General features: G+C 71.7%; 24 protein-coding genes. 14 read left to right on the top strand and 10 right to left on the bottom strand.

The window, feature by feature from the left end; translation table 11 throughout:
- Positions 1-8: 8 nt before the first annotated feature.
- Positions 9-1,253, bottom strand: a complete 1,245-nt coding sequence (locus tag ACFO0B_RS03430) for an ROK family transcriptional regulator (protein WP_378610796.1) — start codon at positions 1,251-1,253, stop codon at positions 9-11.
- A gap of 82 nt (positions 1,254-1,335) precedes the next feature.
- Positions 1,336-1,935 (bottom strand): TetR/AcrR family transcriptional regulator, encoded by a 600-nt coding sequence (locus ACFO0B_RS03425; RefSeq protein WP_378610795.1) that lies wholly within the window; start codon positions 1,933-1,935, stop codon positions 1,336-1,338.
- Positions 1,936-2,075: 140 nt separating this feature from the next.
- Between ACFO0B_RS03425 and ACFO0B_RS03420 the strand changes: the two genes are divergently transcribed.
- Together ACFO0B_RS03420 and ACFO0B_RS03415 are read left to right on the top strand one after the other, a co-directional pair.
- The gene (locus ACFO0B_RS03420) at positions 2,076-3,620 is read left to right on the top strand and encodes an MFS transporter (RefSeq protein ID WP_378610794.1); all 1,545 of its coding nucleotides are present in this window, start codon (positions 2,076-2,078) and stop codon (positions 3,618-3,620) included.
- A 64-nt stretch (positions 3,621-3,684) separates the two neighbouring features.
- The gene (locus ACFO0B_RS03415; RefSeq protein WP_378610870.1) at positions 3,685-4,812 is read left to right on the top strand and encodes an NDMA-dependent alcohol dehydrogenase; all 1,128 of its coding nucleotides are present in this window, start codon (positions 3,685-3,687) and stop codon (positions 4,810-4,812) included.
- 1 nt (position 4,813) lies between these two features.
- Here ACFO0B_RS03415 and ACFO0B_RS03410 read toward each other — a convergent pair whose 3' ends face one another.
- Positions 4,814-5,314, bottom strand: a complete 501-nt coding sequence (locus ACFO0B_RS03410) for an SRPBCC family protein (RefSeq protein WP_378610869.1) — start codon at positions 5,312-5,314, stop codon at positions 4,814-4,816.
- Between the two features lie 199 nt (positions 5,315-5,513).
- Here ACFO0B_RS03410 and ACFO0B_RS03405 point away from each other — a divergent pair, with 199 nt between their 5' ends.
- Positions 5,514-6,473, top strand: a complete 960-nt coding sequence (locus ACFO0B_RS03405; RefSeq protein WP_378610793.1) for a terpene synthase family protein — start codon at positions 5,514-5,516, stop codon at positions 6,471-6,473.
- Positions 6,470-7,474: a polyprenyl synthetase family protein gene (locus tag ACFO0B_RS03400; RefSeq protein ID WP_378610792.1), complete on the top strand. Its 1,005-nt coding sequence runs from the start codon at positions 6,470-6,472 to the stop codon at positions 7,472-7,474. Before ACFO0B_RS03405 ends, ACFO0B_RS03400 begins: the two co-directional genes overlap by 4 nt.
- 64 nt (positions 7,475-7,538) lie before the next feature.
- Here the strand turns inward: ACFO0B_RS03400 and ACFO0B_RS03395 are convergent, their stop codons facing one another.
- Complete coding sequence (locus ACFO0B_RS03395; RefSeq protein WP_378610791.1) at positions 7,539-8,465, bottom strand: DUF5996 family protein; 927 nt, start codon at positions 8,463-8,465, stop codon at positions 7,539-7,541.
- Between the two features lie 101 nt (positions 8,466-8,566).
- Between ACFO0B_RS03395 and ACFO0B_RS03390 the strand changes: the two genes are divergently transcribed.
- Positions 8,567-9,196 carry a hypothetical protein gene (locus tag ACFO0B_RS03390; RefSeq protein ID WP_378610790.1) on the top strand — a complete coding sequence of 210 codons (630 nt, stop codon included), beginning with the start codon at positions 8,567-8,569 and terminating at the stop codon, positions 9,194-9,196.
- A gap of 44 nt (positions 9,197-9,240) precedes the next feature.
- Here the strand turns inward: ACFO0B_RS03390 and ACFO0B_RS03385 are convergent, their stop codons facing one another.
- The 3 genes from ACFO0B_RS03385 to ACFO0B_RS03375 all read right to left on the bottom strand — a co-directional run bounded on the left by ACFO0B_RS03385 (position 9,241) and on the right by ACFO0B_RS03375 (position 13,835).
- The gene (locus ACFO0B_RS03385) at positions 9,241-11,091 is read right to left on the bottom strand and encodes an ATP-binding cassette domain-containing protein (RefSeq protein ID WP_378610789.1); all 1,851 of its coding nucleotides are present in this window, start codon (positions 11,089-11,091) and stop codon (positions 9,241-9,243) included.
- A 36-nt stretch (positions 11,092-11,127) separates the two neighbouring features.
- Complete coding sequence (locus ACFO0B_RS03380; protein ID WP_378610868.1) at positions 11,128-12,240, bottom strand: type III polyketide synthase; 1,113 nt, start codon at positions 12,238-12,240, stop codon at positions 11,128-11,130.
- Between the two features lie 131 nt (positions 12,241-12,371).
- Positions 12,372-13,835: a fatty acid desaturase gene (locus tag ACFO0B_RS03375; RefSeq protein ID WP_378610788.1), complete on the bottom strand. Its 1,464-nt coding sequence runs from the start codon at positions 13,833-13,835 to the stop codon at positions 12,372-12,374.
- Between the two features lie 428 nt (positions 13,836-14,263).
- Between ACFO0B_RS03375 and ACFO0B_RS03370 the strand changes: the two genes are divergently transcribed.
- The gene (locus ACFO0B_RS03370; RefSeq protein ID WP_378610787.1) at positions 14,264-15,106 is read left to right on the top strand and encodes an LppX_LprAFG lipoprotein; all 843 of its coding nucleotides are present in this window, start codon (positions 14,264-14,266) and stop codon (positions 15,104-15,106) included.
- Positions 15,107-15,292: 186 nt separating this feature from the next.
- On the opposite strand, the gene ACFO0B_RS03365 is transcribed toward ACFO0B_RS03370, so the two are convergent.
- Positions 15,293-15,940 (bottom strand): TetR/AcrR family transcriptional regulator, encoded by a 648-nt coding sequence (locus ACFO0B_RS03365; protein ID WP_378610786.1) that lies wholly within the window; start codon positions 15,938-15,940, stop codon positions 15,293-15,295.
- A 103-nt stretch (positions 15,941-16,043) separates the two neighbouring features.
- Between ACFO0B_RS03365 and ACFO0B_RS03360 the strand changes: the two genes are divergently transcribed.
- From ACFO0B_RS03360 to ACFO0B_RS03340, 5 genes are all read left to right on the top strand, one after another.
- A complete protein-coding gene (locus ACFO0B_RS03360; RefSeq protein WP_378610785.1) occupies positions 16,044-16,628 on the top strand; it encodes a TetR/AcrR family transcriptional regulator in 585 nt (194 codons plus the stop codon).
- Entirely contained in the window at positions 16,625-17,815 is a 1,191-nt protein-coding gene (locus ACFO0B_RS03355) for an NADH:flavin oxidoreductase (RefSeq protein WP_378610784.1), read from the top strand. Before ACFO0B_RS03360 ends, ACFO0B_RS03355 begins: the two co-directional genes overlap by 4 nt.
- Positions 17,816-17,883: 68 nt before the next feature.
- Positions 17,884-18,555, top strand: a complete 672-nt coding sequence (locus ACFO0B_RS03350; RefSeq protein WP_378610783.1) for a hypothetical protein — start codon at positions 17,884-17,886, stop codon at positions 18,553-18,555.
- The gene (locus ACFO0B_RS03345) at positions 18,552-19,757 is read left to right on the top strand and encodes a PrsW family intramembrane metalloprotease (RefSeq protein WP_378610782.1); all 1,206 of its coding nucleotides are present in this window, start codon (positions 18,552-18,554) and stop codon (positions 19,755-19,757) included. The genes ACFO0B_RS03350 and ACFO0B_RS03345 overlap by 4 nt, the downstream gene beginning before the upstream one ends.
- 35 nt (positions 19,758-19,792) lie before the next feature.
- Positions 19,793-20,302: an SRPBCC family protein gene (locus ACFO0B_RS03340; RefSeq protein WP_378610781.1), complete on the top strand. Its 510-nt coding sequence runs from the start codon at positions 19,793-19,795 to the stop codon at positions 20,300-20,302.
- 37 nt (positions 20,303-20,339) lie between these two features.
- Here ACFO0B_RS03340 and ACFO0B_RS03335 read toward each other — a convergent pair whose 3' ends face one another.
- On the bottom strand, positions 20,340-21,095 hold the full coding sequence (locus tag ACFO0B_RS03335; protein ID WP_378610780.1) for an SDR family oxidoreductase: 756 nt from the start codon (positions 21,093-21,095) through the stop codon (positions 20,340-20,342).
- 162 nt (positions 21,096-21,257) lie between these two features.
- On the opposite strand from ACFO0B_RS03335, the gene ACFO0B_RS03330 reads away from it, so the two are divergent.
- The 3 genes from ACFO0B_RS03330 to ACFO0B_RS03320 all read left to right on the top strand — a co-directional run bounded on the left by ACFO0B_RS03330 (position 21,258) and on the right by ACFO0B_RS03320 (position 23,265).
- Entirely contained in the window at positions 21,258-22,040 is a 783-nt protein-coding gene (locus tag ACFO0B_RS03330) for an MBL fold metallo-hydrolase (RefSeq protein ID WP_378610779.1), read from the top strand.
- An 87-nt stretch (positions 22,041-22,127) separates the two neighbouring features.
- The gene (locus ACFO0B_RS03325; RefSeq protein ID WP_378610778.1) at positions 22,128-22,628 is read left to right on the top strand and encodes a DUF1772 domain-containing protein; all 501 of its coding nucleotides are present in this window, start codon (positions 22,128-22,130) and stop codon (positions 22,626-22,628) included.
- Between the two features lie 10 nt (positions 22,629-22,638).
- Complete coding sequence (locus tag ACFO0B_RS03320; RefSeq protein WP_378610777.1) at positions 22,639-23,265, top strand: TetR/AcrR family transcriptional regulator; 627 nt, start codon at positions 22,639-22,641, stop codon at positions 23,263-23,265.
- A gap of 3 nt (positions 23,266-23,268) precedes the next feature.
- Here ACFO0B_RS03320 and ACFO0B_RS03315 read toward each other — a convergent pair whose 3' ends face one another.
- Entirely contained in the window at positions 23,269-23,847 is a 579-nt protein-coding gene (locus tag ACFO0B_RS03315; RefSeq protein ID WP_378610776.1) for a TetR/AcrR family transcriptional regulator, read from the bottom strand.
- Between the last annotated feature and the right edge of the window lie 7 nt (positions 23,848-23,854).

The raw sequence follows: 23,854 nt of genomic DNA, 5'->3' as shown, positions 1-23,854 counted from the left end.
CGGCGTGGTCACTCGGTGCGGAAGAGGCCGCGCTCCTGCGGGATCGGTGCGACCCGGTCGACGAAGCGGTCCGGCCCGGAGGCCAGCACCGCGGGCATTCCCACGGGAGGATCGGCGGGGCCGGGAGTCGAATCCGCCCAGCGCTCCATGGCGTCGAGCGGGGCACGGAAGAGGCCGTCGAGCGCGACGGCGGCGCCCGCGGCCTCCAGCACCTGCCCGGTGAAGGTGGAGGCGGCGATCAGCTCGCCGGGGTCGCTGCTCGTCACCGAGTTCCCGCGCACCGTCTCGACGTAGCTCTCCCGGACGGCGGGCACCTCGGGCAGGCTGCGGTCGACGATCACCACCGCCTCGGGGTCGAGGATGTCGACCAGCATGGCCACGATCCGGCCGAGGACAGCGGCCCGCTCGACGAAGAGTTCGAGCGCGGCCGGGTCGGCTCCGGCGGCGGCGATCAGCTCCGGGATGGTCCGCACCGGGATGCCGGCCGCGGCGGCCCGGCGCAGCAGGGCATGGTCGGAGTAGTCGTCGCGCGGCGGCTCCGTACCGCCGGCCAGCCGGGAGATCGAGCCGGCCGACGACCGCGGCCCGTAGTGCACCCGGCCGTGTACCGCGAAGGCCGCGTCGATCACGTTGCCGACGAAGAGCATCACCGCGCTGCTGGTACCGCGCAGCCTGCCGAAGAGCTGCTCGGCGTGCATGAGCGCGCGGGCATGGCTGTCCAGCTCGACCGGGAGCCCGGTGGCCGCCTCCAGCCTGGCCCGCACCGGAACGTCGTGCCAGCGCAGGAAGGAGTGCTCGAGCACGATGCCCGCCCACCGGTCGACCCGTCCGCCGATGGCGACCCCGACGGCGAGGACGCGGTGACCGTCCCCGGCGTCGCGGACGCGGGTGATCGCCGCGCCCGCGCCGGTGAGGATGTCGTCCGGGTCGAAGGAGCGGTGCGGGATCTGGCTGCCGCGGAGCACCTTCCCGGCGATGTCGACCACCGCGACGGTGGTCTGCGCGGCCGCGATGTGCACCGCGATCACCACATTGCCCGCGCTGTTCAGCGCCAGCGGCGAGTACGGCCGCCCGATCCCGGAGAGGCTCACCGCCTCCGGCAGCTCGATCAGCAGCCCGGCCGCCAGCAGCGACCGCGACTGCCAGGTCACCGTGGCCGGGGAGACGCCGACGTGCCGCGCGACCACGCCGCGCGGCACCGGACCCAATTCCAGCACCGCCTGCAACACCGCGGCCGCGCTGTTGTCCGTCACCGTCGCCTCCACCCTCCGCGTCGTCTCCGCCCAACGCTAGGAGCGCCGGGGGGATAGTTCGAAGGCTTCGGCGCAGCCTGATCTATTTCGCTCGCGTCCTGTTCAATGCCGCGCGGGCGGCGAGGAAGTCGTCGACGAGGCGCGCGCAGGCAGCGGGCGAGGCGTCGCCGAGCCCGACCAGCCGGGTGAAGACCAGCGGCCCGACCAGCTGGATCAGCACCTGAACCCGGTCGTGCTCACCGAGCACCGCGCGCGCCTCCGGCCCGTCGAGCAGCTCGTCGAAGGGCACCCGGTACTGCTCGATGAGCCGGGCGCGCAGCGCGCTCGTCGCCGGCCCGTCCCCCGGGTCGGTGGCGAGCCAGGCCACGGTGGCGAGGTGCAGCGGCGCCTCCTCGATCACTGTCGCCTGCCGGGTGAGCAGCTCGACCAGCCGATCGCGCAGCGTGCCGTCGGCCGGGGCGTGCACCGGCGGCGGCAGCAGCCGCTCCAGGGTGGCCGCGCGCAGCTGGGCGGCGCTGGAGAAGTGCCGGTAGAGGGTGGTGCGCGCGACCTTCGAGACCTTCGTCACCGCATCGACGGTCACCGCGTCCAGCCCGCCGCTGCGCAGCAGCGCCGTAGCCGCGTCCAGCAACCGGGCCCGGGACCGCAGCCTGCGGGGATCGGTCTCCGCGGTATCCGTCATGCTCGACAGCATCCCTCGCTCCCGGTGTGGTTCGCCGTCGACCCCCTATGATACCGATAGTACCGCTACGATACTGATAGTTTCGTTTCTCCGAGAGGGCGATGATGGCGATGCGGGTGTGGAAGTCAGGAACGTGGATCGTGACCCTGGCGTGCCTGGCGCTGGTGCTCGTGGTCGGCTCGATGGCCGCGCTGTACACGGCGCTGCCGGACATGGCCGTGCGCACCGGGGCCGATCAGCACCAGCTCACCTGGATCGTGGACGGGTACACGCTGACCCTGGCCTGCGTGGTGCTGCTCGGCGGCGCGCTCGGCGACCGCTACGGCAGGCGCACCATGATGGTGCTCGGGCTGATCGTCTTCGGCGCGGCCTCGGCGATCCCGCTCTTCGCGGAGGGGCCGACCTGGATCATCGCGGCGCGGTGCGTCTGCGGTGCGGGCGCGGCGCTCGTCATGCCATCCACGCTCTCCCTGCTCACCGCGAGTTTCGGCGAGAAGCAGCGCGGGCTGGTGGTCGGGGTGTGGGCCGGTGTCTCTGGCATCGGCGCGATGCTCGGCATCCTCGCCTCCGGGCTGCTGCTGCGGTTCTCGTCCTGGACGTCGATCTTCGTCGCCATGAGCCTGGCCGGGGTGGTGCTGGCGCTCGCCTCGTTCTCGCTGCCGGAATCGCGGGACGAGTCCGAGCCGCCGATCGACCTGCTCGGCGCGATCACCTCCGGCGCGGCGGTCGGGGCGCTGGTGCTGGCCGCGGTGCAGGTGCCGCTGCACGGCTGGACCCACCCGGCGGTGCTGATCCCGGCGGCGCTCGCGCCGATCGCGGCGGCGGCCTTCATCGCGGTGGAGCTGCGAGTGGCCCGGCCGCTGCTGGACGTGCGGCTCTTCGCCGACCGCGGCTTCGGCACCGGCACCATCGCGGTGATGCTGCAGTTCCTCGTCTCGTTCGGCGTCTTCATGGTCTACGTGCAGTTCCTGCAGCTGGTCTTCGGCTACTCGCCGCTGCAGGCCGCCTTCGCCATGGCGCCGATGATGGTTCCCATGATGGTGCTGGCGGTGATCGCGCCGAAGCTGGCCGAGCGGTTCGGGCTGCGAATCCTGCTCGGCGCCGGGCTGGCGATCATCGGCGTCGGGTTGCTGCTGCTCGCGCAGACCGACGCGTCCAGCACCTACGGCGACATCGTGCTGGCGCTGCTGGTGATCAGCGCGGGCGTCGGGCTCTCGACCTCGCCCGCCACCGCCGCCATCGTGGCGGGCACGCCGGTGGAGCAGCACGGCGTCGCGGCGGCGGTGAACGATGCCGCGCGCGAGATCGGCGCCGCCGTCGGCATCGCCGTGGCGGGCAGCATCCTGGCGGCCGGGTACGGCGCCCGGATCGATCCGGTGGTCGAGCGGCTGCCGGAGCAGCTGCAGGAGCCGGTGGGCGATTCGCTGGCCGCGGCGCTGGCGGTGGCCGAGCAGGCGGGGCCGGCGGGGCAGCCGCTGGCCGATGCCGCGGTCGACGCCTTTGTGTACGGCGCCCACCAGGCTCTGGTCGCGCTCGGCATCATCGCGCTCGTCACCGCCGCCGTGGTGAGCGTGTGGGCGCCGGGTGTCAAGCGAACGGCGCCGGTGCCCGCCGAAGCCGAACGCAATTCTGGACAGTTGTCCGAAGCAATGTCCGGTACCGGCGATCATACACTGGACACATAGTTGTATGCCGGTCTACGGTGACGCCGACGGCGCGATGCGCGACAGCGACGAAGGCAGGTTCACCATGAAGACCAAGGGTGCTCTGATCTGGGAATTCAACCAGCCCTGGACGATCGAGGAGATCGAGATCGGCGCACCGCGCCGGAACGAGGTGGCGATCCGGATGGAGGCCGCCGGGATGTGCCACTCCGACCACCACCTGCAGACCGGCGGCATCCCCATGGCGGGCTTCCCGGTGCTCGGCGGGCACGAGGGCGCCGGGGTGGTGATCGAGGTCGGTGACGGCGTCGAGGACGTCGCGGTCGGCGACCACGTGGTGCTGTCGTTCATCCCGTCCTGCGGCAAGTGCCCGTCCTGTCAATCCGGGCTGCGCAACCTCTGCGATCTCGGCGCGCTGCTGCTGGGCGGCGCCTCGGCCACCGACGGCTCGTTCCGGATCACCGCCCGCGGCGAGAACGTCTACCCCATGTCGCTGCTCGGCACCTTCGCCCCGTACATGGTGGTGCACCGCAGTTCGGTGGTGAAGATCGATCCGTCGATCCCGTTCGAGGTGGCCTGCCTGGTCGGCTGCGGCGTCACCACCGGCTACGGCTCCGCGGTGCGCACCGCGAACATCCGACCCGGCGAGGACGTCGCGATCATCGGCATCGGCGGGCTCGGCATCTCCGCGCTGCAGGGCGCGGTGAACGCGGGCGCGCGGCACATCTTCGCGGTGGACCCGGTGCCGTGGAAGCGCGAGCAGGCGCTGAAGTTCGGCGCGACCCACGCCTACGCCACCACCGAGGAGGCCACCGCCGCCTGCGCCGAGATCACCGCGGGCGGCATGGCCAAGAAGGTGATCGTGACCGTCGGCGAGGTGCGCGGCGGCGACGTCGACCTCTGGATGGGCATCACCGCCAAAGCGGGCACCTGCGTGCTCACCGCCATGGGCAACCTGATCGACAACCAGACCACGCTCAACCTGGCGATGCTCACCCTGTTGCAGAAGAACCTGCAGGGCACCATCTTCGGCGGCGGCAACCCGCACTACGACATCCCGCACCTGCTCTCCATGTACCAGGTCGGCAAGCTCAACCTGGACGACATGGTGACCAGGCAGTACCGGCTCGAGCAGGTCAACGACGGGTACCAGGACATGCTCGAGGGCCGCAACATCCGCGGTGTGGTCCGGTACACCGACGCGGATTGGTGAGCTACCCGGCCACCGGGGCAAAGCGCTCGTCTGTGTAGCGGCGCAGGTTGGCCAGGAAGCGGCGGAAGGTCGCGTTCATCAGCGGCTGCCCGAGCGCGCCGGTGAACCGCGCGGGCCCGGCCAGTCGGTTCGCCAGCGTCCAGGTGAGCCGGCAGCCCCCGGCGGTCGGCTCCACCAGGTAGTCCTCGGCGAAGGCGGCCACCGCCTTCGTCGAGCAGGCGTTGAAGCGAAACGCCATGCGGCGATCGGGCTCCCAGATCAGGAACTCCTCGTCGCCGATGATCCCGCCGCGCATCTCGACGGTCCTGGTGGTACCGACCCCGATCGGCGGCGCGCTGGTCCAGGTGACCTCGGTGATCACGCCGGCCCAGCGCGGCCAGGCTTCGGCGTCGGCGAGCACCTCGAACAGTTGCGCGGGGGTGATGGCGAGATCGACGCTGTTGCGGAACCGGTTCGGCGCGTTGCTCACGAAGTCGGCGTCGACCGGTTCGCAGGGGTGCAGGGTGGGCACGGCTGAATCCTCCCGAGGTCTCGTAGCTGATCTTTCACCGTACCCTCTGCGAAACATGGACCACCAGATGTCCGAATGAGCCGATCGCGCCTTACCCCGCCCCCGCCGGGCGGCGCGGGGCGATCCGAGATAGTCTCCGCCCCAGACCTATTCGGTGGAAGGGCGGGACGATGACGGTTGCGGGGCGCCGATGAGCGCATTCGCCGACGCTTTCCTGGCACTACCGCCCCGGCACAACCCGCACCGCGACGCCGCCGCCGCGCACGTCGACGCCTGGGTGCACGGCCACGGCCTGGTCGAGCGCGACGCGGTGCGCGCCCGGTTCACCGAGACCGATTTCGGCGCCTTCGCCGCCGCTACCTACCCGGCCGCCGACGCCAGCGGCCTCGCGCTGGTGACCGACTGGCTGGCCTGGCTCTTCCTGCTGGACGACCTGCTGGACGACGGCTCGCTCGGCCGCTCGCCGGACCAGCTGGCGACGCTGCTCACGGCCATCATGGCGGTCCTCGCGGGCCGGGCCACCGACCCCGGCGCGCCGGGCATCGTGCGCGCCCTCGACGATCTGTGGCGGCGCACCGCCCCCGCGACCGGCGAGGTCTGGCGGCACCGCTTCACCGGGCACGCCACCCAGTGCGCGCTGGCCGTGGTGTGGGAGGTGGACAACCGGGTGCGCGGCGTCGTGCCGGCCGAGGCCGAGTACCTGGAGCGGCGCAGGCACACCGGCGCGATCTATCCGTGCATGGATCTCATCGAGGTGGTCGAGCGGATCGAGCTGCCGGAGGCGGTGTACCGCGGCGCGGCGTTCACCCGTGCCATCGACGCCGCCTGCGACGTGGTGTGCTGGACCAACGATCTGGTCTCGCTGGACAAGGAGGCCGCGCTCGGCGAGTACCACAACCTGGTCATCCTGCTCGAGCACTGGCGCGGGGTGGAGCGACGGGCCGCGGTGGAGCTGGGCCGGGCCCGCGCCGCCGAGCGGCTGCGCGATTTCCACGGCGCCGAGACCGAGGTGCTCGCCGCGCATCCGGAGCACCGCGCCGAGCTCGGCGCCTACCTGGCCGGGATGCGGTCGTGGATGCGCGGACACCTGGACTGGTCCGCGAGCTCCGGCCGCTACCGCGTCGGCGCGGACGGGGGGACCGCGGGATGACCGTGCTCTCGCATCCGGTGCAGCCCATTCTGGCCCGCACCCGGCAGCAGCTCCTCCCCGTGCTGAGCGCGGCGATCGACCGGCTCGACGGCCCGCTGCGGCACATGTGCGGCTACCAGCTCGGCCTGCTGGAGCTGGACGGCACCCCCACCGGCCGGCTCGACGGCAAGCTGCTGCGCCCGGCCTTCACGCTGCTCTGCGCCGACGCCACCGGCGCGCGCACCGCCGACGTGCTGCCCGCGGCGGCCGCGGTCGAGCTGCTGCACAATGCCTGCCTGGTGCACGACGACGTCATGGATCGCGATCTGCTGCGCAGGCACCGCCCCACGGTCTGGGCGCACTTCGGCATCGGCGAGGCGATCCTGGCCGGGGACGCGCTGATCGGGCTCGCCTTCGAGGTGCTCGCCGACCGGGAGCACCCGGCCGCGCGCGCCGCGCTGAGCCACCTCGCCGTCACCCTGCGGCAGCTCGGCCAGGGGCAGGAGCGTGATCTGCGCGCCAGCGCCGAAACCGAGGTGAGCGTGGCCGACTGCCTGGCCACCTTCGCGGGTAAGACCGGCTCGCTCTTCGGCTGCGCCTGCCGCTTCGGCGCGCTCTTCGGCCCGGCCGGGGCGGAGGCGGAGCGCTTCGACCGGTTCGGCACCGACCTCGGCATCGCCTTCCAGCTCGCCGACGACCTGCTCGACATCTGGAGCGACACCGCCGTCACCGGAAAACCCGCCTCGGACCTGCGGGCTCGCCGCAAGAGCGCCCCGGTGGTCTACGCCCTTGCGGCATCGTCCGAGCTGCGCGACATCTACGCCACCGACGCCGAGTTCGACGACGCCACGACCGCCCGGGTGATCGCGCTCATCGAGGCCACCGGCGCCAGGGCGTGGACCGAGGGCGAGGCGAGTGCCCGCACCAGGGCCGCCTGGGGCGAGATCGACGGCCTCGCGCTGGATCCCGCGGCGCGCGGCGAGCTGGCCCAGCTCGCCGCCGCCATCCTCGAGGCGGGCTGAGCGCCGCCGCACCCGCTCGATCGCCCCGGCCCGGGCTCCGCCCTCGGTGTACCGGGGCCGAGCCTCAGCGCAGGTGCTTGCGCAACCGCTGCGGATCGTCCTCGAGGAAGCCGCGGTCCCAGTCGGCCAGCGTCGCGGCGGCTTCGTAGCTGGAATCGAGGAACTCGAGCAGCGTGCGGTCCGGGTCGGCCGACTCGGCGACAGCCTCGTACGGCAGCACGAATTCGCCGAGTTCGCGGCGGTATTCGGCGGCTTCGGGGCCGATCGGGTGCTCGGAGTAGCCGGGCGGCTCCGGGTAGGCGTAGGCGTAGAAGGCGCCCTCCTCGCCCCCGCCGGGCCAGAAGCCGCAGCTCGCCAGCTCCTGCGAGTACCCCTCCAGCATCACCCAATCGGCGCAGTTGGGCGCACCTCCCGGATGCGGCGGCGCGGTGCGGCCGGAGAACCGGGTACACGCGAGATCCATGGCACCCCAGAAGAAGTGCACCGGGCTCGACTTGCCGACGAAGCGCGACCGGTAGATCCCGAACACCCGATCCACCTGGATCAGCTGCCGCCAGAACCGCTGCACCGCGGCACCGTCGTAGGAGGCGTGCGTGGTGTCCTGCTCGAACGGGATCGCCACCTGGACCTCGTTCGGCACCGGCCGGATGGTGGTCGGCACCCGCAGCGCGGCGAGCGTCTCCGTCACCTCGCCGTAGAAGTCCGCCACGCTCTTCGGCTCCAGCGCCACCGCCCGGCTCTCCCCCGCGCTGGTCCGCGCCAGCAGCCGGTGCTCGACGAAGTCGAACTCCAGGTCGAAGACACCGTCCGCGTAGGGAATCGCCGAGGTGGTCAGCCCGCGTGGGCTCACGTACAGCGCGACCTCCCACCAGTGGTTGACCAGCGGCGCGTGCGCCATCCGGATCTTGCCGACGATCTGGGTCCACATGTGCAGCGTGTCCCGGGTGTCCGTCCACTCCGCGACCCGCAACCGAGGCCAATTCCCGCTCATGCTCCGAGCTTGCCACAGATTTGCCGAATCGGAGGCTTGCATATACGTACACTTCTACTTATAGTTACCCTATACATATACACCTACGTATAGGAGTTCCGATGACCGTCTTCAGCACCCCCGCCCCGATCGCCGCCACCGTCGACGTGCCCGTCGGAAATGTCACCGTGACCGCCTCCGACCGCGCCGACACCGTGGTCCAGATCCGCCCCGCCGACCCGTCGAACAAGACAGACGTGCGCGCCGCGGCGCAGTTCCGCGTCGAGTTCACCGGCACCGAGCTGACCGTTCGGCTGCCCCGCGGCCGCTGGAACCCGTTCGGCGGCACCCCGTCGGTCGAGGTCGAGGTGCTGGTGCCCACCGGCTCCCGGCTGACCGCCGGCCTCGCGATGGGCGGGCTGCGCACCGCGGGCGCCTTCGACGGCTGCGCGCTGACCGTCGCCGACGGCGACATCCGGATCGAGCGGCCGCGCGGCGCGGTCACCGCGGTGGTGGCGCGCGGCGACATCCGGGTCGAGGACGCGGCGAGCGGGGTGCTCCGGCTGGAGACCTCGACCGGCGAGCTCGCGGTCGGCATCCGCCCCGGCAGCGCGGCCCGGCTGGCGACGCACGAGTCCTTCGGCCCGGTCCGTAACCAGCTGGATCCTGCCGCGCCCGGCGCCGAGCTGGTCGAGGTGCACGCGCGGAACTCGTACGGCCCGATCGTGGTCGGCCACGCCGTCGCGGTCTGAGCAGCGCGACAGACCCCGCGAGTTCTCGCGGGGTCTGTCGGCGGTCAGGCGGCGACGCGGCCGAAATCGAGCTTGACCAGCTGGTCGGCGCGGTCGAAGTAGCGGTCGTCGTGGGTGATCACGATGACGGTCTTTCCCCGCCGCTTCAGGTCGGTCAGGATCTCGCCGTAGAAGACATCGCGGAAGCGCGGCTCCTGATCGGCGGCCCACTCGTCGAAGAGGTAGATCGGGCGGTCCTCCAGCAGCGCGGTGAGCAGCGCGAGCCGCTTGCGCTGCCCCTGCGAGAGCGCGATCGTGGAGAGCTTCCCGTCCCGCACCGTCACCTTGTGCGCGATCTGCAGCTGCTCCAGGTAGTGCCGCACCTCGTCGTCGATGCCGGGCCGGTCGAAGCCGAGGTAGTCCTCGAAGAGGTGGAAATCGGTGAACACCGCCGAGGAGTTCTGCCGGAACCACTCCACGTTCTCGTGGTCGATCTTCTCGCCGTTCAGCGAGATCGAGCCGGTGCGCGGCACGTACAGCCCGGTGATCAGCTTGGCCAGCGTCGACTTGCCGCTGCCGTTGCCGCCGACCACGAAGGTGATCTGCCCCGGCTCGAAGACCAGGTCCAGCGGTCCGAGCGCGAACCCGGAGGCCTCCGCGGCCTCCAGTACCGGCGCACCCATCGGCACCGGGTGGTGGTCCCGGCCGCCGTGGTCGATGCGGCGGCGCCCGTTGACATCCGGGGCGGGCGCGGCGGGCGGCCCGCCGGGACGCGGGTGCCCGGGGTGTGCCCCGCGCGGAGGCGGGCCACCGGGCGGCCTGCCACCGGAACGCGCGCCGGGCCGTCCGCCCGGGTGTGGCGGGGGCGCGCCCGGGCCGTCCTCGAACGGCGCGGGCGGCTCGCCGGCGTAGTGGTAGCCGACATTGCTCAGCTCCAGCCGGGCCGACTCGACCACCGGACGCTCGGTGTAGGGCAGCTGCTCCTCGTTGTGCAGCGTCGCCATGGACAGGTTCATGGTGCGGATCTTGGCCAGCGCCACGTCACCGCGGACCAGGTCGGGCAGCCGGTGCATGAAGTTCTGCATCGGCATGGCGAGGAAGGTGGTCACCAGCACGTACCCGACCATCACATCGCGTGGCAGGTCGAGCGCGGCGGCGATGGCGAACAGGACCAGCGCCATCGTGCCGAGCTGCAGGAACTGCCCGAGCCCCTGTGCCACCGAGAACTTCTGGCTGGCGTCGACGTTCTGGTCGCGCAGGGTGCGCGCCGAGCCGAGCAGGTGCCGGTCCATGAAGTCGCGGCGCCTGCCGCGGTGCAGCTTCAGCTCCTTGATCCCGAGCGTGACCGCCTGGAACGAGCTGAGCAGCAGGTCCTCGTTCTCCCGCGCCCGGTGGTAGATGGCCCGCACCCGGCGCAGGAAGAGCTCGACGCAGCAGATGCCGACCAGGGTGCCCGCCACGCTGATCGCGAAGATCGGCCCCGACAGCACCGCGAGGAAGACGAAGCAGCCGACGATGGTCGCGACGTCGATGCAGATCGCCGGGATCGCGGTGACCGCCTGCGACAGCGAGCGCACATCCTCGGTGAGCGTCGCCAGCAGCCGGTGCGAGCCGAGCCGCTCCAGGTGCTCGAGCGGCGCGGAGACCACGCCGCCGCTGAGGTCGGCGCGGAGCCGGAAGATGGCCTCCTGCGCCAGCCGGATCAGCAGGATCTGCGAGATCAGGCCGCTCACCAGCAGGACGACTCCGGTGAGGACGAACCGCGTGAGCAGGTCGTCCGGGTGCGGCCCCGGCGCCACCACCTTGTTGATGAGGGTGACCAGGTAGGTGTTGGCCGCGCCGGCCACCAGACCGGCCGCGACGACGCCCGCGATCCGCACCAGGGAGATCGAGATGAGGAATCTGATGAGTTGCATGGTTTTCTGTGCTTTCGGAAGTGCCGGCGGGTGCGATTACCGGCGGATGATGTCGAAGATCATGCCTTCGAGCGTGACGCCGGGGGCGAAGGAGAACGCCACGCCGGTCGAGACGGGTGCGGTGGAATCGGCCAGGCCGACCATCCGCTGCAGCACGAAGATCAGGGAGACGCTGAGCATGTTGCCGTGCTCGGCGAGCACGTCCCAGCTCACCGCGGCGGCCTCGCTCGGCAGCCCGAGCGAGCGCGCCGACTCCTCGATGATCTTCGGGCCGCCCGGGTGGATCGCCCACAGCGCGACGTCGGACTTGCGCAGCCCGTGCTCGGCGAGCCGCCGGGTGACCACCGGGTCGACGCCGTCGTAGATGTACCTCGGCAGGTTCTCGGCGAGCTCGCAGGTGATGCCGTTGTGGTTGACGCCGAGCACGATGCCGTCCTCGGCGTCGTCCAGCAGGTGGCTGAAGCTGTCCCGGATGACGACCTTGCCCGGGGTCAGCGGCTGGTGCACCTTGCTCGCGCCGATCACCACCGCGCCGCAGCCGTCGCCGAAGAGGCTGTGCGTGATCACGTCGTTGACGTCGTCGGCGAAGACGGCGTTCACCGAGCTGAGCTCGATGCAGATCAGCATGGCCTTCTTGTCCGGGTGTGCCCGGACGTAGTCGACCGCGGTGCGCATGCCGTTCATCGCGGCGGCGCAGCCCATGAAGTTGACCACCACCCGGCCCACCGCGGGCGAGAGCCCGAGCCGCTTGACCACGGCGACGTCGACGCCGGGGGCGATGAAGCCGGTGCTGGTCACGAAGATCAGCAGCCCGATCTCGGCCGGATCCTCGATCCCGGCCAGCGCCCGCCCCGCGGTGTCGACGGCCAGCGGGACCGCGTGCTCGTGGAAGAGGTTCATCCGCTCCCGGATGGTGCCCGGCTCGCGGCTGTAGGCGAGGAACTCCGGATCCAGCGGATCCACCGCGAGCCGGCGGGTGTCGATCCTGGTCTTCCGGTACACCCGGGCGATCCGGGTGCGCTGCCGCTCGTCGCCGAACAGCTCGGCGACCCGCTCGGCGGCGGCCGCCTGGTCGAAGACCCGCAGCGGCGATCCGGTCGCGATGCTCTCGATCACCCCGACCGTGGTCGGCGGTGCCGGCGGCAGCATCCGCGTCGCGATGTCGTGCCCGTGCTCCCCATCCGCCCGCAGGCGGGTTGTCCCCGGGCGTTTGCCCTCATCGATCGTTACAGACACGATCCTCTACCTTTCGCAATGATGCAGTGACGGTGGAATGCGGCTCAGACGGTGCCGATTCCGGTGAAGCCCTGGGCCGTGTAGACGGCGCAGGTCTTCAGTGCCGACGGCGAGCAGTGCTCGCGCACGAACCCCCAGTTGCGTTCTTTCGCCTCGTCGGAGCGGGAAAGCAAGTATGTCCGGATCTGTTTCGGGAAGCGGTCGGTGAAGAAGCTCTTCGCGGGCAGCCACTCCACCCCGAACTTCTCCGCCTCTTCGCGCAGCACGTCCTCGGTCGCGATGTTCGCGAAACCGCTGCGCTGGTAGGGCAGCACGTGGTGCACCCGGTGCGAGCTCAGCCCGGCGGAGAGGAAGCAGTCGACGTAGCGGTTGCCGACCACCTTCAGGTCGTAGGCCTGCTGGAGCTGGTTGATGCCCCAGTCCTCGGTGTCGGTGTGCGTCTCCTCGGTGTCCAGCTCGAAGTCGTGGCTGGCCACCACCAGGAAGGTGCTGATCCACAGCGAGATGACGAACTGCAGGAACCAGGCGAGGAAGTCGCCTGCGATGGTGAAGGCGACCAGCTCGGCGACGAGCAGGAAGCGCACGCCGAAGGAGCCGATGAAGTGCGGCAGCGCGCCGCGCATCGAGCCGTACATCTCCTTGACGCCGACCTTGCGGGTGAGCCGGCAGACGTCGAGCAGCCGGATCGTCATGCCGGTCAGCGTGTGTCCGAGTTTGTGCAGCGTGTGCACCGGCATCCGGTAGAGCCGAGGTACCCGCATCATCATGGTGAAGACGTTCTTCTTGATGTCGACTTCGCTCTGCGTGTGCGGATGGTGCAGCAGCGCGTGGCCGTCCGCGGTGACGAAGGAGAGCGCCACGTAGTTCAGGTCGAAGGCGTTCACCCAGACCTTGTTCATGCCCTTCTGCGCCCGGTGGATGGCGTAGTGCCCGAAGCCGGCGAGCGAGCTGCGCAGCAGCACCATGGCGATCACGAAGACCGGCAGCGGCATCCAGCCCGGCTCGAAGAGCCGCAGCCCCTGCACCGCGAAGTAGGCCACCGCCAGCACCGCGACCACGATGTTGAAGATGGTGTCCATCCGCTTGATCCGGGCGGCCAGCGCGGGCTCGCGGAGCCGGGCGCGCACCCGGTGCAGCAGGTCGTCGGAGTTCCCGAAGGAGTACTTCGGGGTGTCCCGCCAGCTGTCGAAGCCCTCCTTGAAGAGGAAGTCCGGCGCGTTGTTCTTCGGGTGGATGTCCTCCGGCGTCGCGTCGCGGTCGAGCGCGTAGCGCTCCAGCATCCGCTCCACGGCCTGCGGGTTCTTGTGGTACGACCCGATGATCGAGGTGATGTCCCGGTTCTTGGTGCGGCCGATGAAGAACTCGCCGCCCGGATGCTTGGAGATCCAGTCGCTGAGGTCGTAGGCCCGGCCGTTGTAGATCCAGACGTTCGAGATCGGGGGCGGCCCGTCGGGCGGCGGGGGACGACGGAAGTCCTGCTCCTCCGTCGCGGGGCGGGTGTCGGTCATCGGTGTCCTTCGTGCTGGGTTCCGCGGTGTCTCGGGCCGTATCGCTCGGACCCGGGAATTGATTTCAGACACCGAGCGGCCCGGCTCCACGCCGGTTCGGCCCGGAAGGTTATCCCAGGTCACATGGTCCGTCTCGGTGGTCATGCTCAGTATGGTGCGTCGTCTGGCCTACAGCGCACTGAACGATTCCTTAAGCCGGAACCGGGTCGCGACGCGTTTGCCGACGGCTCTATGCGAGACGACCGCGCACAGGGTAACGTTCCGGCCCGCAGCGGCTTCCGACCGTGGTCAGGCCATGGGTCGGCCACCGGAGATCACGGCCGGCGAAGGGCTCTTCCTCCGCCGGAGGGGTCGCTGCGCCCACCCCGGCAGCGCCTGCTGCCACTCCACCCCGGTCGCCTGCGACCACGCACTCTCTGGGGGCAACCATGAGTGACCCGACAACGTCCGAATCCACCGTCGCCCGGCGCGCAACCCGCCGGCTCACCCCGGTGCGCCTCGGCACCGCCGCCGTCGCGGCCTCGCTCTTCGCCGCCGTCCTGACCGGTTGCGGCAGCGACGATTCGAGCACCAGCAGCAGCAGCACCGCCGCGACCGCGACCGGCGCGCTGCCCGAGGCCGCGCAGATCGTGCAGGAGTCCGCGCGAACCACGCAGACCCTGCAGGCCGTGCACCTGGAGCTGGAGGTCGAGAACATCCAGAACCTGCCGGTCGAGAAGGTCGACGCGGACGTCACCAACCAGCCGCAGGGCCAGGGCGCCGCCCAGGGCAGCGCCACCGTGCGGACCAAGCCGGACGCGCCGTTCGTCGAGGCCGACTTCGTCGTCGTGGACAAGTCCATCTGGGTCAAGCTGGAGGACGGCAAGTTCGCCGACCTCGGCCCCTCCGAGAAGGTCTACGATCCGGGCATCATCCTGGACAAGGACAAGGGCCTGGCGAACGTGATCGCCAAGGTGCAGAACCCGAAGGTCGAGGGGCGCGAGAGCGTCGAGGGCACCGCGGTCGTGAAGGTCAGCGGCACCATCGACTCCGCGGTCATCGACCCGATCGTGCCCCGGGTCGGCGAGGGCGGCGGCACCTTCCCGATCACGCTCTACATCGCCGACGTCGCGCCGCCGAGCACCTCGGCCGCGGCCAAGCCGTCCGACGCGCCCTCCGCCGGCGACGGGCCGAACCTGGTGCGCGCCGTGATCGAGAAGGGTGACGGCACCATCAACGTCACCCTCTCCGACTGGGCCGAGCCGGTCACGGTGACCAAACCCGCCAACTGACGGTTACCCGGCCCGCGCGGGCCGGAACTCCGGGCCGGGTGCCTGCCGCGAATCCGCGACGGCCACCCGGCCTTTCGCGTTCCCGCGACAGTGCCCGTGGCGAACTCTCCCCGCGGCTACCTCGCGCCGGCGGCCCCGCGACACCCGCGCCGGCGGTACCCCGCGCTCGTGCCGAGCATGCCGACGCTACCCGGCGATCGCCCGGACGGGCCGGACGCAGGCCACGGCCTCGGGGCGCACTGCGGGCGCCACCCAGCGGCGCAGGTAGGCGCGCAGCTCCGCGCCGCGCCGCGGCGGCGCGGCGGCTTCCGCTCCCTCCGCCACGAAGGAGAGCAGCACGCGGACGAGGAACTCGATCAGCCCGTCGAACTCGGCGCCGGTGAAACCGTGCGCCGCCCAGTCGACATCGGTGCGGGTGAACGCCTCCCGGCAAGCGCCGAGCGCCACCTCCGACAGCGCGTACCGGGAGAACGCCGTTCCCTGCCCGGTGCTCATCAGCGCGGTCAGGTACCGCTCCCCCGGCAGCTCCTCGACGGTGAACGCGAGTCCCTCCACCGCCAGCTCGGCCGGATCGGCGCGTCCGGCCAGGTGCGCGACCAGCCGGTCGACGAAGCTGTCCCGCGCCGCGTACCCGACCGCGGCGACGAGCGCCTCGGTGCTCGGGTAGTAGCGGTACACCGTCTGCCGGATCACGCCGAGCTCCGCGGCCACGTGCGAAAGGCTGGTCCGGCGCGCGCCGTGCGTGTCGATGCACCGCATGGCGGCGGTCAGGATGCGCTCGCGCGCCTCCTCCGGGCCGCTCGGCGGCGAGCCGTTCCACGCCGGTCGTCTCATGGCTCCAGTGTGCGGGAGCGGGAGATCCGGCATTCCGCCCGGTCCCGCCGCCGGAGTTCAATCAGTGATTGAACACGCGATTGAAACGTGTTCTAATTCTGCCGTGGGACGAGCCGATACCGGGACGCGCGAACGCATCCTCACCAGCGCCGAGCGGCTGCTGCTCGAGGCCGGGTACGACCGGGTGTCGGTGCGCGCGGTGTGCGCCGCCGCCGGGCTGAACCCGGCCGCCGTGCATTACCACTTCGGCTCCAAGGAGGCGCTGGTCGCCGCGTTGCTGGAGGCCAGGCTCGGCCCGCTCTGGCAGACCACGCTCGACGATCTCGCCGCCGGCTCCCCCGACGTGCGGGCGGTGGTCGCGGCGCTGATCGCGCCGCTCGCCGAGCTCGCCGCCGACCCCACCGGCCGGCTCTACCTGCACCTGCTGGCCCGCCTCGTGCTCGGCAGGCGCCCGGTGCGCTGGGCGGCCACCTGGTTCCGGCTCGACCCGTGGGTGGCGCTGCTGCGCGACCTCGTGCCCGGCCTCGACGCCGCCACCGCCGAGCGGCGCTGGCTGCTCACCTTCGACCTCGTGCTCGGCCAGTTCGGCGACCCGCTCGCCGGCGACCGGGTGCTCTCCCCCGCCGCGGTGGCAGCCCTCACCGCGTTCGTGAGCGCGGGGCTCGCACTCTCTCCGGAGGAAGAATGAACGACGTGTTCGCCCCGGCCCAGCTGGGGCCGGTCCGGCTGCGGAACCGGGTGGTCAAGTCCGCGACCTTCGAGGCCCGCACCCCGGACGCGCTGGTCACCGATGACCTGATCGAGTACCACCTGCGCCCGGTGCGCGGCGGGGTCGGGATGACCACCGTCGCCTACTGCGCGGTGGCGCCGGAGGGCCGCACCGAGCGCAGGCAGATCTGGATGCGCCCGGAGGCGGTGCCGGGGCTGCGCAGGCTCGCCGACGCCGTGCACGCCGAGGGCGCCGCGGTGAGCGCGCAGCTCGGCCACGCGGGCCCGGTCGCCAACGCCGCGTCGAACCGGGCCCCCGCGCTCTCGCCGAGCCGGTTGTTCAGCCCGCTCGGCATGGCCGCCACCCGGCGCCCGAGCGCGGCCGAGGTGCGCGGGCTGGTCCGCGCGCACGCCGAGGCCGCGGTGCTGGCGCAGGACGCCGGATTCGACGCCGTCGAGCTGCATTTCGGGCACAACTACCTGGTCAGCGCGTTCTTCAGCCCGCTGCTGAACCGCCGCCGCGACGAGTACGGCGGAGCGCTGGAGAACCGGGCCCGGTTCGCGCGCGAGATCGCCACCGTGGTGCGCGAGCGGGTCGGTACCGGCATGGCCGTCACCGCCAAATTGAGCATGGACGACGGTGTGCGCGGCGGGCTGAAACTGCCGGAGAGCCTGCAGATCGGGCGCTGGCTGGAGGGGGACGGCGCGCTCGACGCACTCCAGCTGACCGTGGGCAGCTCGCTGCTGAACCCCATGTACCTGTTCCACGGCGACGCGCCACACCGGGAATTCGCCCGCGTCTTTCCCCCGCCGCTGAGCTGGGGGTTGCGGGCAGGCAGCCGCTTCTTCCTGCGCGAGTACCCCTACCGCGAGGCCTACCTGCTCGACCTGGCGCAGCAGTTCCGGCGCGAGCTGAGCATGCCGCTCATGCTGCTCGGCGGGATCACCACCAGGGCGACCATGGATCTGGCGATGGCGAAGGGCTTCGAATTCGTCGCCATGGCACGGGCCCTGCTGCGCGAGCCCGACCTGCTGCAGCGGCTGCGCGCCGACCCAGCAACCGAATCGCTCTGCACGCACTGCAATGTCTGCATGACGACGATATTCCACCGCACCCGCTGCGTGCTGGACCGCCCGGACCAGCCGGTGGCCGATGCTCCCGGCTGAGCCGGGTCTCCGCTCGCCCTCGGGCAATCTCCGGGTTATCGTGTCGGCGATACCGAGAGGGAGGTCCCGTGGGGACGCACGCCAGGGAGCACGGAACGGCCGGGACGGCATCGTATTTCGACCCCGGCGATCGCTGGGTCCCGGTCGACCGGCGCTGGTTCGGGATGGACCGGCGGACGCTGCTGCCCGCACTGGTGGTGCTCGCGCTGGCATTCCTGCAGGGCGTGCTGCTGCCGCGGCTGGACGCGGCGCTGCCGGACGACGACGTGACCGTGGCCGGTGACGTGATCGCCCTGGACGGCGGGATCACCTTCCCGGCCGAGCCGGGCTGGGCGCTGGTCGACGGCGAACGCGCCGCAGACGAGCCGAGCGGCCGGGGCTACCCGACGGTGGCCGTGCTCGCCCGCAACGGCATTCGGTTCACCGTGCAGACCGGCACCTTCGACGGGGACGCGAACGCGCTGCTCGACCAGATCGAGCGCACCGACGCCGCGCTCTCCGGCGGCCACGGGCTGACGGCGACCGGCGATGCCACCCCGATCACCACCGAGCGGGGCGCGACCGGGGTCGTCACCCGGTTCGCGGCAGCCCAGCTGGACGGCGTGCTCGCCGCGTTCGTCTTCGACGGCACCGGGGTGGAGATCGTTGCGGTCGGCCCCGCGCGACCGGACCAGGACATTCTCACCGACGTCGGCGCGATGATCGCCGGGCTCGGTCCGATCGGAGAGCGGGCACCGTGACGACCACCTCGACCGGCGATATCGACCGGGTCCGCGTCCTCGCGATCGAGCAGTCCGGCTGGGGCCGCTCCTTCACCTTCTACCAGCCGCGCAACCTCGCGTTCTGGGTCTACGTGCTGCTCACCGCCTCCGGGGCATTGCTGTTCGCGAGCCGGATCGGCAACACCTACGGGGCCTACAGCCGGGCCATCCTGGTCACCGCCGCGGTGTTCGCGGTCTACGGCGCCCTCCTCTGGTGGTTCACCCAGCACATCGACCGCTACGCTCGCCAGCCGACGAAGATCCTGGTGGTCGCGTTCTGCTGGGGCGGGTTCGCGGCCACCTGGGCCATGGCCTCCTACGCCAACACCGCACTGATCGGCATCTACGGCAAGCTCTTCGGGCACGCCTGGGCCCAGGACTGGGGCGCCGGGCTGGCCGCGCCGTTCACCGAGGAGACGGCGAAGGGCTTCGGGCTGCTGCTGCTCATCGCGCTGGCACCGCGGCTGGTGCGCACCGCCTTCGACGGCTTCATCCTCGGTGCGTTCCTCGGGCTCGGCTTCGAGATCATCGAGGACATCGCCTACGGCATGAACTCGGGCGCCGCCCAGTTCGGCGCCAACCAGGTGGACGCCGCGCTCGGCACGGTCTTCCTGCGGGTCGCCACCGGCGCCACCGGCCACCTGCTCTACACCGCGCTGTTCTGCGCCGGTCTGGTCTACCTGCTCGGGCGTCCGGCCGAGCCGCGCCGGATCGGGCGCGGGCTGCTGCTGATCGGCACCGCCATGCTGCTGCACGGGCTGTGGGATTCGATGGCCAACTTCGCCGGTGCGGGCATCGGCGCGGCGATCGGGCTGATCGTGCTGATCATGGCGGTGGCGCTGGCGATCGTGGTGCGGGTGTTCGCGCTGACCGTCGGCAGGGAGCGCGAGTTCCTCGCCGACATCCTGGCGCCCGAGGTGGCAACCGGCGCGATCACCTCGGAGGAGGCGCTCGCCGCGTGCGGGAACGCCAAGGCCCGGCGCGCGTTCCGGCGGGCGGGCGCGGACCGCGCGGCGCGGCGGCGCCGCGGGCACGTGCTCGACGCCGTGCACGACCTCGCCGACGCGCTCGCCGCCGAGCACGGCGAGGTGACCCCGCGGGTGGAGTTCGCCAGGGCCGAGGTGGCCCGGCTCCGGGACGGCAGGCCGCCGAGCGAGGCCATGCTGCCGGTGCCGCTCTGACGTCGGTGGCCGCTCGGCGTGCGTAGAGTCCGGGAATGGCCCGAACCATGCAGATCACCGACAGCATCGTGATCGCCGTCGACCCGGCGACCGCGTACGACAACATCGCCGACGTCACCCGGATGGGGCGCTGGAGCCCGGAGAACACCGGCGCCGTGCTCGACGCCCCCGGCCGCCCGGCCCAGGTCGGCGACACCTTCGTCGGCGCCAATGTGCGCCGCGGCCTCCGCTGGCACACCGGCTGCGTGGTGACCGCCGCCGAGCCGGGCCGCCGCTTCGCCTTCCAGGTGCGGCGCTGGGGCGTGCGCAAGCCCGCGCTCCGCGTGGCGATCGCCTCCTGGGAGTACCGCTTCGAGCCGGTCGACGGCGGCACGCGGGTCACCGAGACCTGGACCGACGACCGGACGAAGTGGCCGGACGCGGTCGCCTCGGTCTTCGACCGCCTCGTCACCGGAAAGCCCGGCTTCGCCGAATTCCAGCGGGGCAATATCCGGCGTACCCTGGCTCGGCTCAAGGAGGTCCTGGAGTCCCAGCAGGTCGGCTGACCAATTGGCCGGACGGGCCAAGATGGCGACCGGTCGGTCAGCCGACCGGTCGCCGCCGGTCCAGCCAGGAGGCGAAGGTGGGGCCGGCCAGCTCCGCCGCGGGGCCGGGCAGCAGCCCGCCGCCCGCCTGCAGCGCGGCGTCCGGCGCGGTGTCGTCGGTGGACTCCAGCACGTGCGCGGGCGTGCCGCGCCGCTCGGCGAGTGCCCGCACCGCGGTCACCAGGTCCAGCGGCTCCGGACCGGCCAGCTCGAGCCGCGCGGGCGCGTCGGCGGCGAGCGCGAGATCGGCGAGCCGCTCGGCGACGGTCCGCGCGCCCACCAGCTGGGTGCGCATCCGCGGCACGGTGGCGGTGTCGCCGACGGTGGTCCAGTTCAGCATCATCTCGGTGAACTCGTGGAACTGGGCCGCGCGCAGAATCCGCACCGGCACCGCCCCTTCCAGGTAGGCGTGCTCCTGGGCCAGCTTGCCCGCGTAGTGCCCGGCGGTGGTCTCGTCGATGCCGATGATCGAGAGCAGCACGATGTGTTGCACCCCCGCGTAGGCCGCCGCGGCCTGCACCCGCCGCGCGACGGTGCCGAAGAACTCGCGCACCGCCTCGGTCTCCTGCAGCGGCGAGTTCACCGCGTCGACGACCGCGTCCGCTCCGACCAGCGCCGACTCCAGTCCGGCGCCGGTGTAGGCGTCCACCCCGGCCGCCCGCGTCAGCGCGATCACCTCGTGTCCACGACCGGTCAGTATCTCGGCCACGTCCGCGCCGATCAGTCCGCCGGCCCCCAGTACCGCTACCCGCATGTCGTGCTCCTTCGCTTCGTGGCTGTCGATGGGGTGACGACACGGCGAATGGATGTGTGACAACCGGGCGCGCAAACGCCCGGCATTCCGTAGGTTGTCGGTGTCCGCCGTCGTGGCCGAGGCGGACTCCCCCTTCCCCTTCGACGACGACGGAACGCGCCCGTGAAAGTCCACCACCTGAACTGTGGCAGCATGCATCCCCCCGCGACGGCCGACCTGGTCTGTCATGTCCTGCTGGTCGAGGCACCCGGGTCGCTGGTGCTGGTCGACACCGGCTTCGGCCTGCGCGACATCGTCGACCCGGCCGCCAGGATCGGCCCGGTGCGGCACCTGCTGCGGCCCGCGCTGGAGCCGAACGAGACGGCCGCGCGGCAGGTGCAGCGGCTCGGGTTCGAGCGCGAGGATGTGCGGCACATCGTGCTCACCCACCTGGACGCCGACCACATCGGCGGGCTCGCCGACTTCCCGCACGCCCAGGTGCACCTGACCTCGGCGGAGCTGCGCGGCGCCGTCACCGAGCCGACCTCGCGGGAGCGGATGCGCTTCCGCGCCGCGCAGTGGGCGCACGGCCCGAAATTCGTGCAGCACAATCCGGCGGGCGAGCCGTGGCGCGGCTTCGCCGCCGCCCGTGAGCTCACCGAGATCGCGCCCGGCATCGTGCTCATCGCCCTGCCGGGGCACACCAGGGGGCACGCCTGCGTCGCGGTGGACGCCGGGCGCCGCTGGATCTTGCACGCCGGTGACGCCTTCTACCACCCGGCCACGCTGGACGGCCGGTCCAAGGTCCCGTTCCCGCTGTCGGTCATGGAGTCGTCGGTCGCCTACGACCGGCACCGGGTGCGGGAGAATCACGCCCGGCTCGCCGAACTCCACCAGCGCGGCGAGCCCGACCTGCGGATCGTCTGCGCGCACGACGCCTCGCTGCTGGCCGGCTCGCTCGGCTGAGAGTTCCCTCCCCGGGGGAGATTCCGGGGTCGGGATCCGGGTCGAGCCCGGATTCCCGGCTCGCCCGCGCGACCTAGCGTTTCCGGTATGACACGCGCACGCGCCATCGCACTCTGGCTCTTGGTGATCTTCGTCGGCATCCAGTTCGGTGCGGGCTGGTACGAGAAGGTCATCGTGGTGCACCTGTGGGAGCAGGTGCCGCCCGCGGACACGCTCGCCGCCATGACCGATTCCGGCTTCGAGCGGGCGGGGAAGGCGTTCTGGCCCTTCGTCTCGCCGCTGGTCGCGCTGCTGGCCCTGGTGAACATCGGCTTCGCCTGGCGGGCACCGGGGCCGATGCGGCGCTGGTGGCTGGCCGCCGCCCTGCTGATGACCACCTACGCGCTGGTCAGCTACGGCTGGTTCGTGCCGCAGATGGTGCTCTTCCAGCGCGACGGCGCCGGGTGGGATCCCGATCGCGCCGCCTCCTTCGTCGAGTTGTGGACGTCGGCGAACTACGCCCGGATGGCGCTCGGCGGGGCGGGCTGGCTCTGCGCGCTGCGCGCCCTCTCGCTCTCCGGCGACCGGGCGCGGCCGGTCGCCGATTAGCATCGCGGGAATGACCGGAACGGCCCCGAGCAGCAGCAGGCGCACCAACCGCCGCGGCGCGGCGACCCGCGAGTCCATGCTCGAGGCCGCGCTCAGTTCGCTGGCGTCCGGCGATCCCGGCTCGGTCTCGGCCAACCGGATCGCCAAGGACATCGGGGTCACCTGGGGGGCGGTGAAGTACCAGTTCGGCGATATCGACGGGCTGTGGGCGGCGGTGTTGCACCGCACCGCCGAGCGGCGCGGCGAGCTCCCGGTGGGGCTGGCGCCGGGCGGCTCGCTCCGGGAGCGCGTCGCCGCCACCGTCGACACGCTTTACCACGGCCTGACCGGCACCGATTCGCGTGCCATCGAGACGCTGCGCGCCGCGCTCCCGCGCGACCCGGCCGAGCTGGAGCGGCTCTACCCGCAGACCGCGGCCGAGCTCGTCTCCTGGCGGGCCGGCTGGAACGCCGCCTGTCAGAAGGCCTTCGCCGATCTCGACGTGGACCCGGAGCGGGTGCGCGAGGTCGCCTCGTTCCTGCCGGGCGCCATGCGCGGCATCGTCTCGGAGAAGCAGCTCGGCACCTACGCCGATCTGGACGAGGCGCGCCGCGGCTTCACCGCCGCCATCGTCGCCTACCTGGAGCATTCGCGCTGAGCCTCACTTCAGGAGCGCGCCGACCAGCGTGATCAGGTACTCGACGGTGGCCTCCTGACTCAGCCCCTGCTCGCGCCGCAGACTGCGCCAGGTGCCGACGTTGAGCACGACCACCAGCAGGTCACCGAACCGGTCCCGCTCGTGCGGGCGGCGCTCGATCTCCGCGGCGAAGACCGTCTCCACCCAGTCCCGGTGCGAGCGGTGCCCGTCCTCGATGATCGGCAGCAGCTCCGGCATCCGCTCGGCGAGCGCGAGCAGCCGCCAGGTGCCCTCACCGGTGCGCTCGTAGTCGCGCACCGCCGTTCGCACGATCGACTCCACGTCGCCCGGCACCGCCTCGGACCGCTGTGCCCGCACCGCGGGGGCGAACCGCTCGGCCAGCCCGGCCACGTACAACCCGATCTTGCTGCCGAAGTGGTTCACGACCGTCTGCGACGAAACCCCTGCCGCGGCAGCGACGTCGGCGATCGTCACCTCGTCGTACCAGGCGTCGACGAACAGCTCGATCGCCGCGTCCAGGATGGCCTCCCTGGTCTGCTCGCGCGCCTTCGCCCTCGCCGTCATCTCGTATCGGCGCGTCATCGCACCT

Origin of the sequence: Nocardia jiangsuensis (genome assembly GCF_042650385.1) — a bacterium.
Classification (GTDB): domain Bacteria; phylum Actinomycetota; class Actinomycetes; order Mycobacteriales; family Mycobacteriaceae; genus Nocardia; species Nocardia jiangsuensis.
The sequence above is the reverse complement of the archived record's forward strand: the minus strand, read 5'-3'. Positions and strand labels throughout refer to the sequence as shown.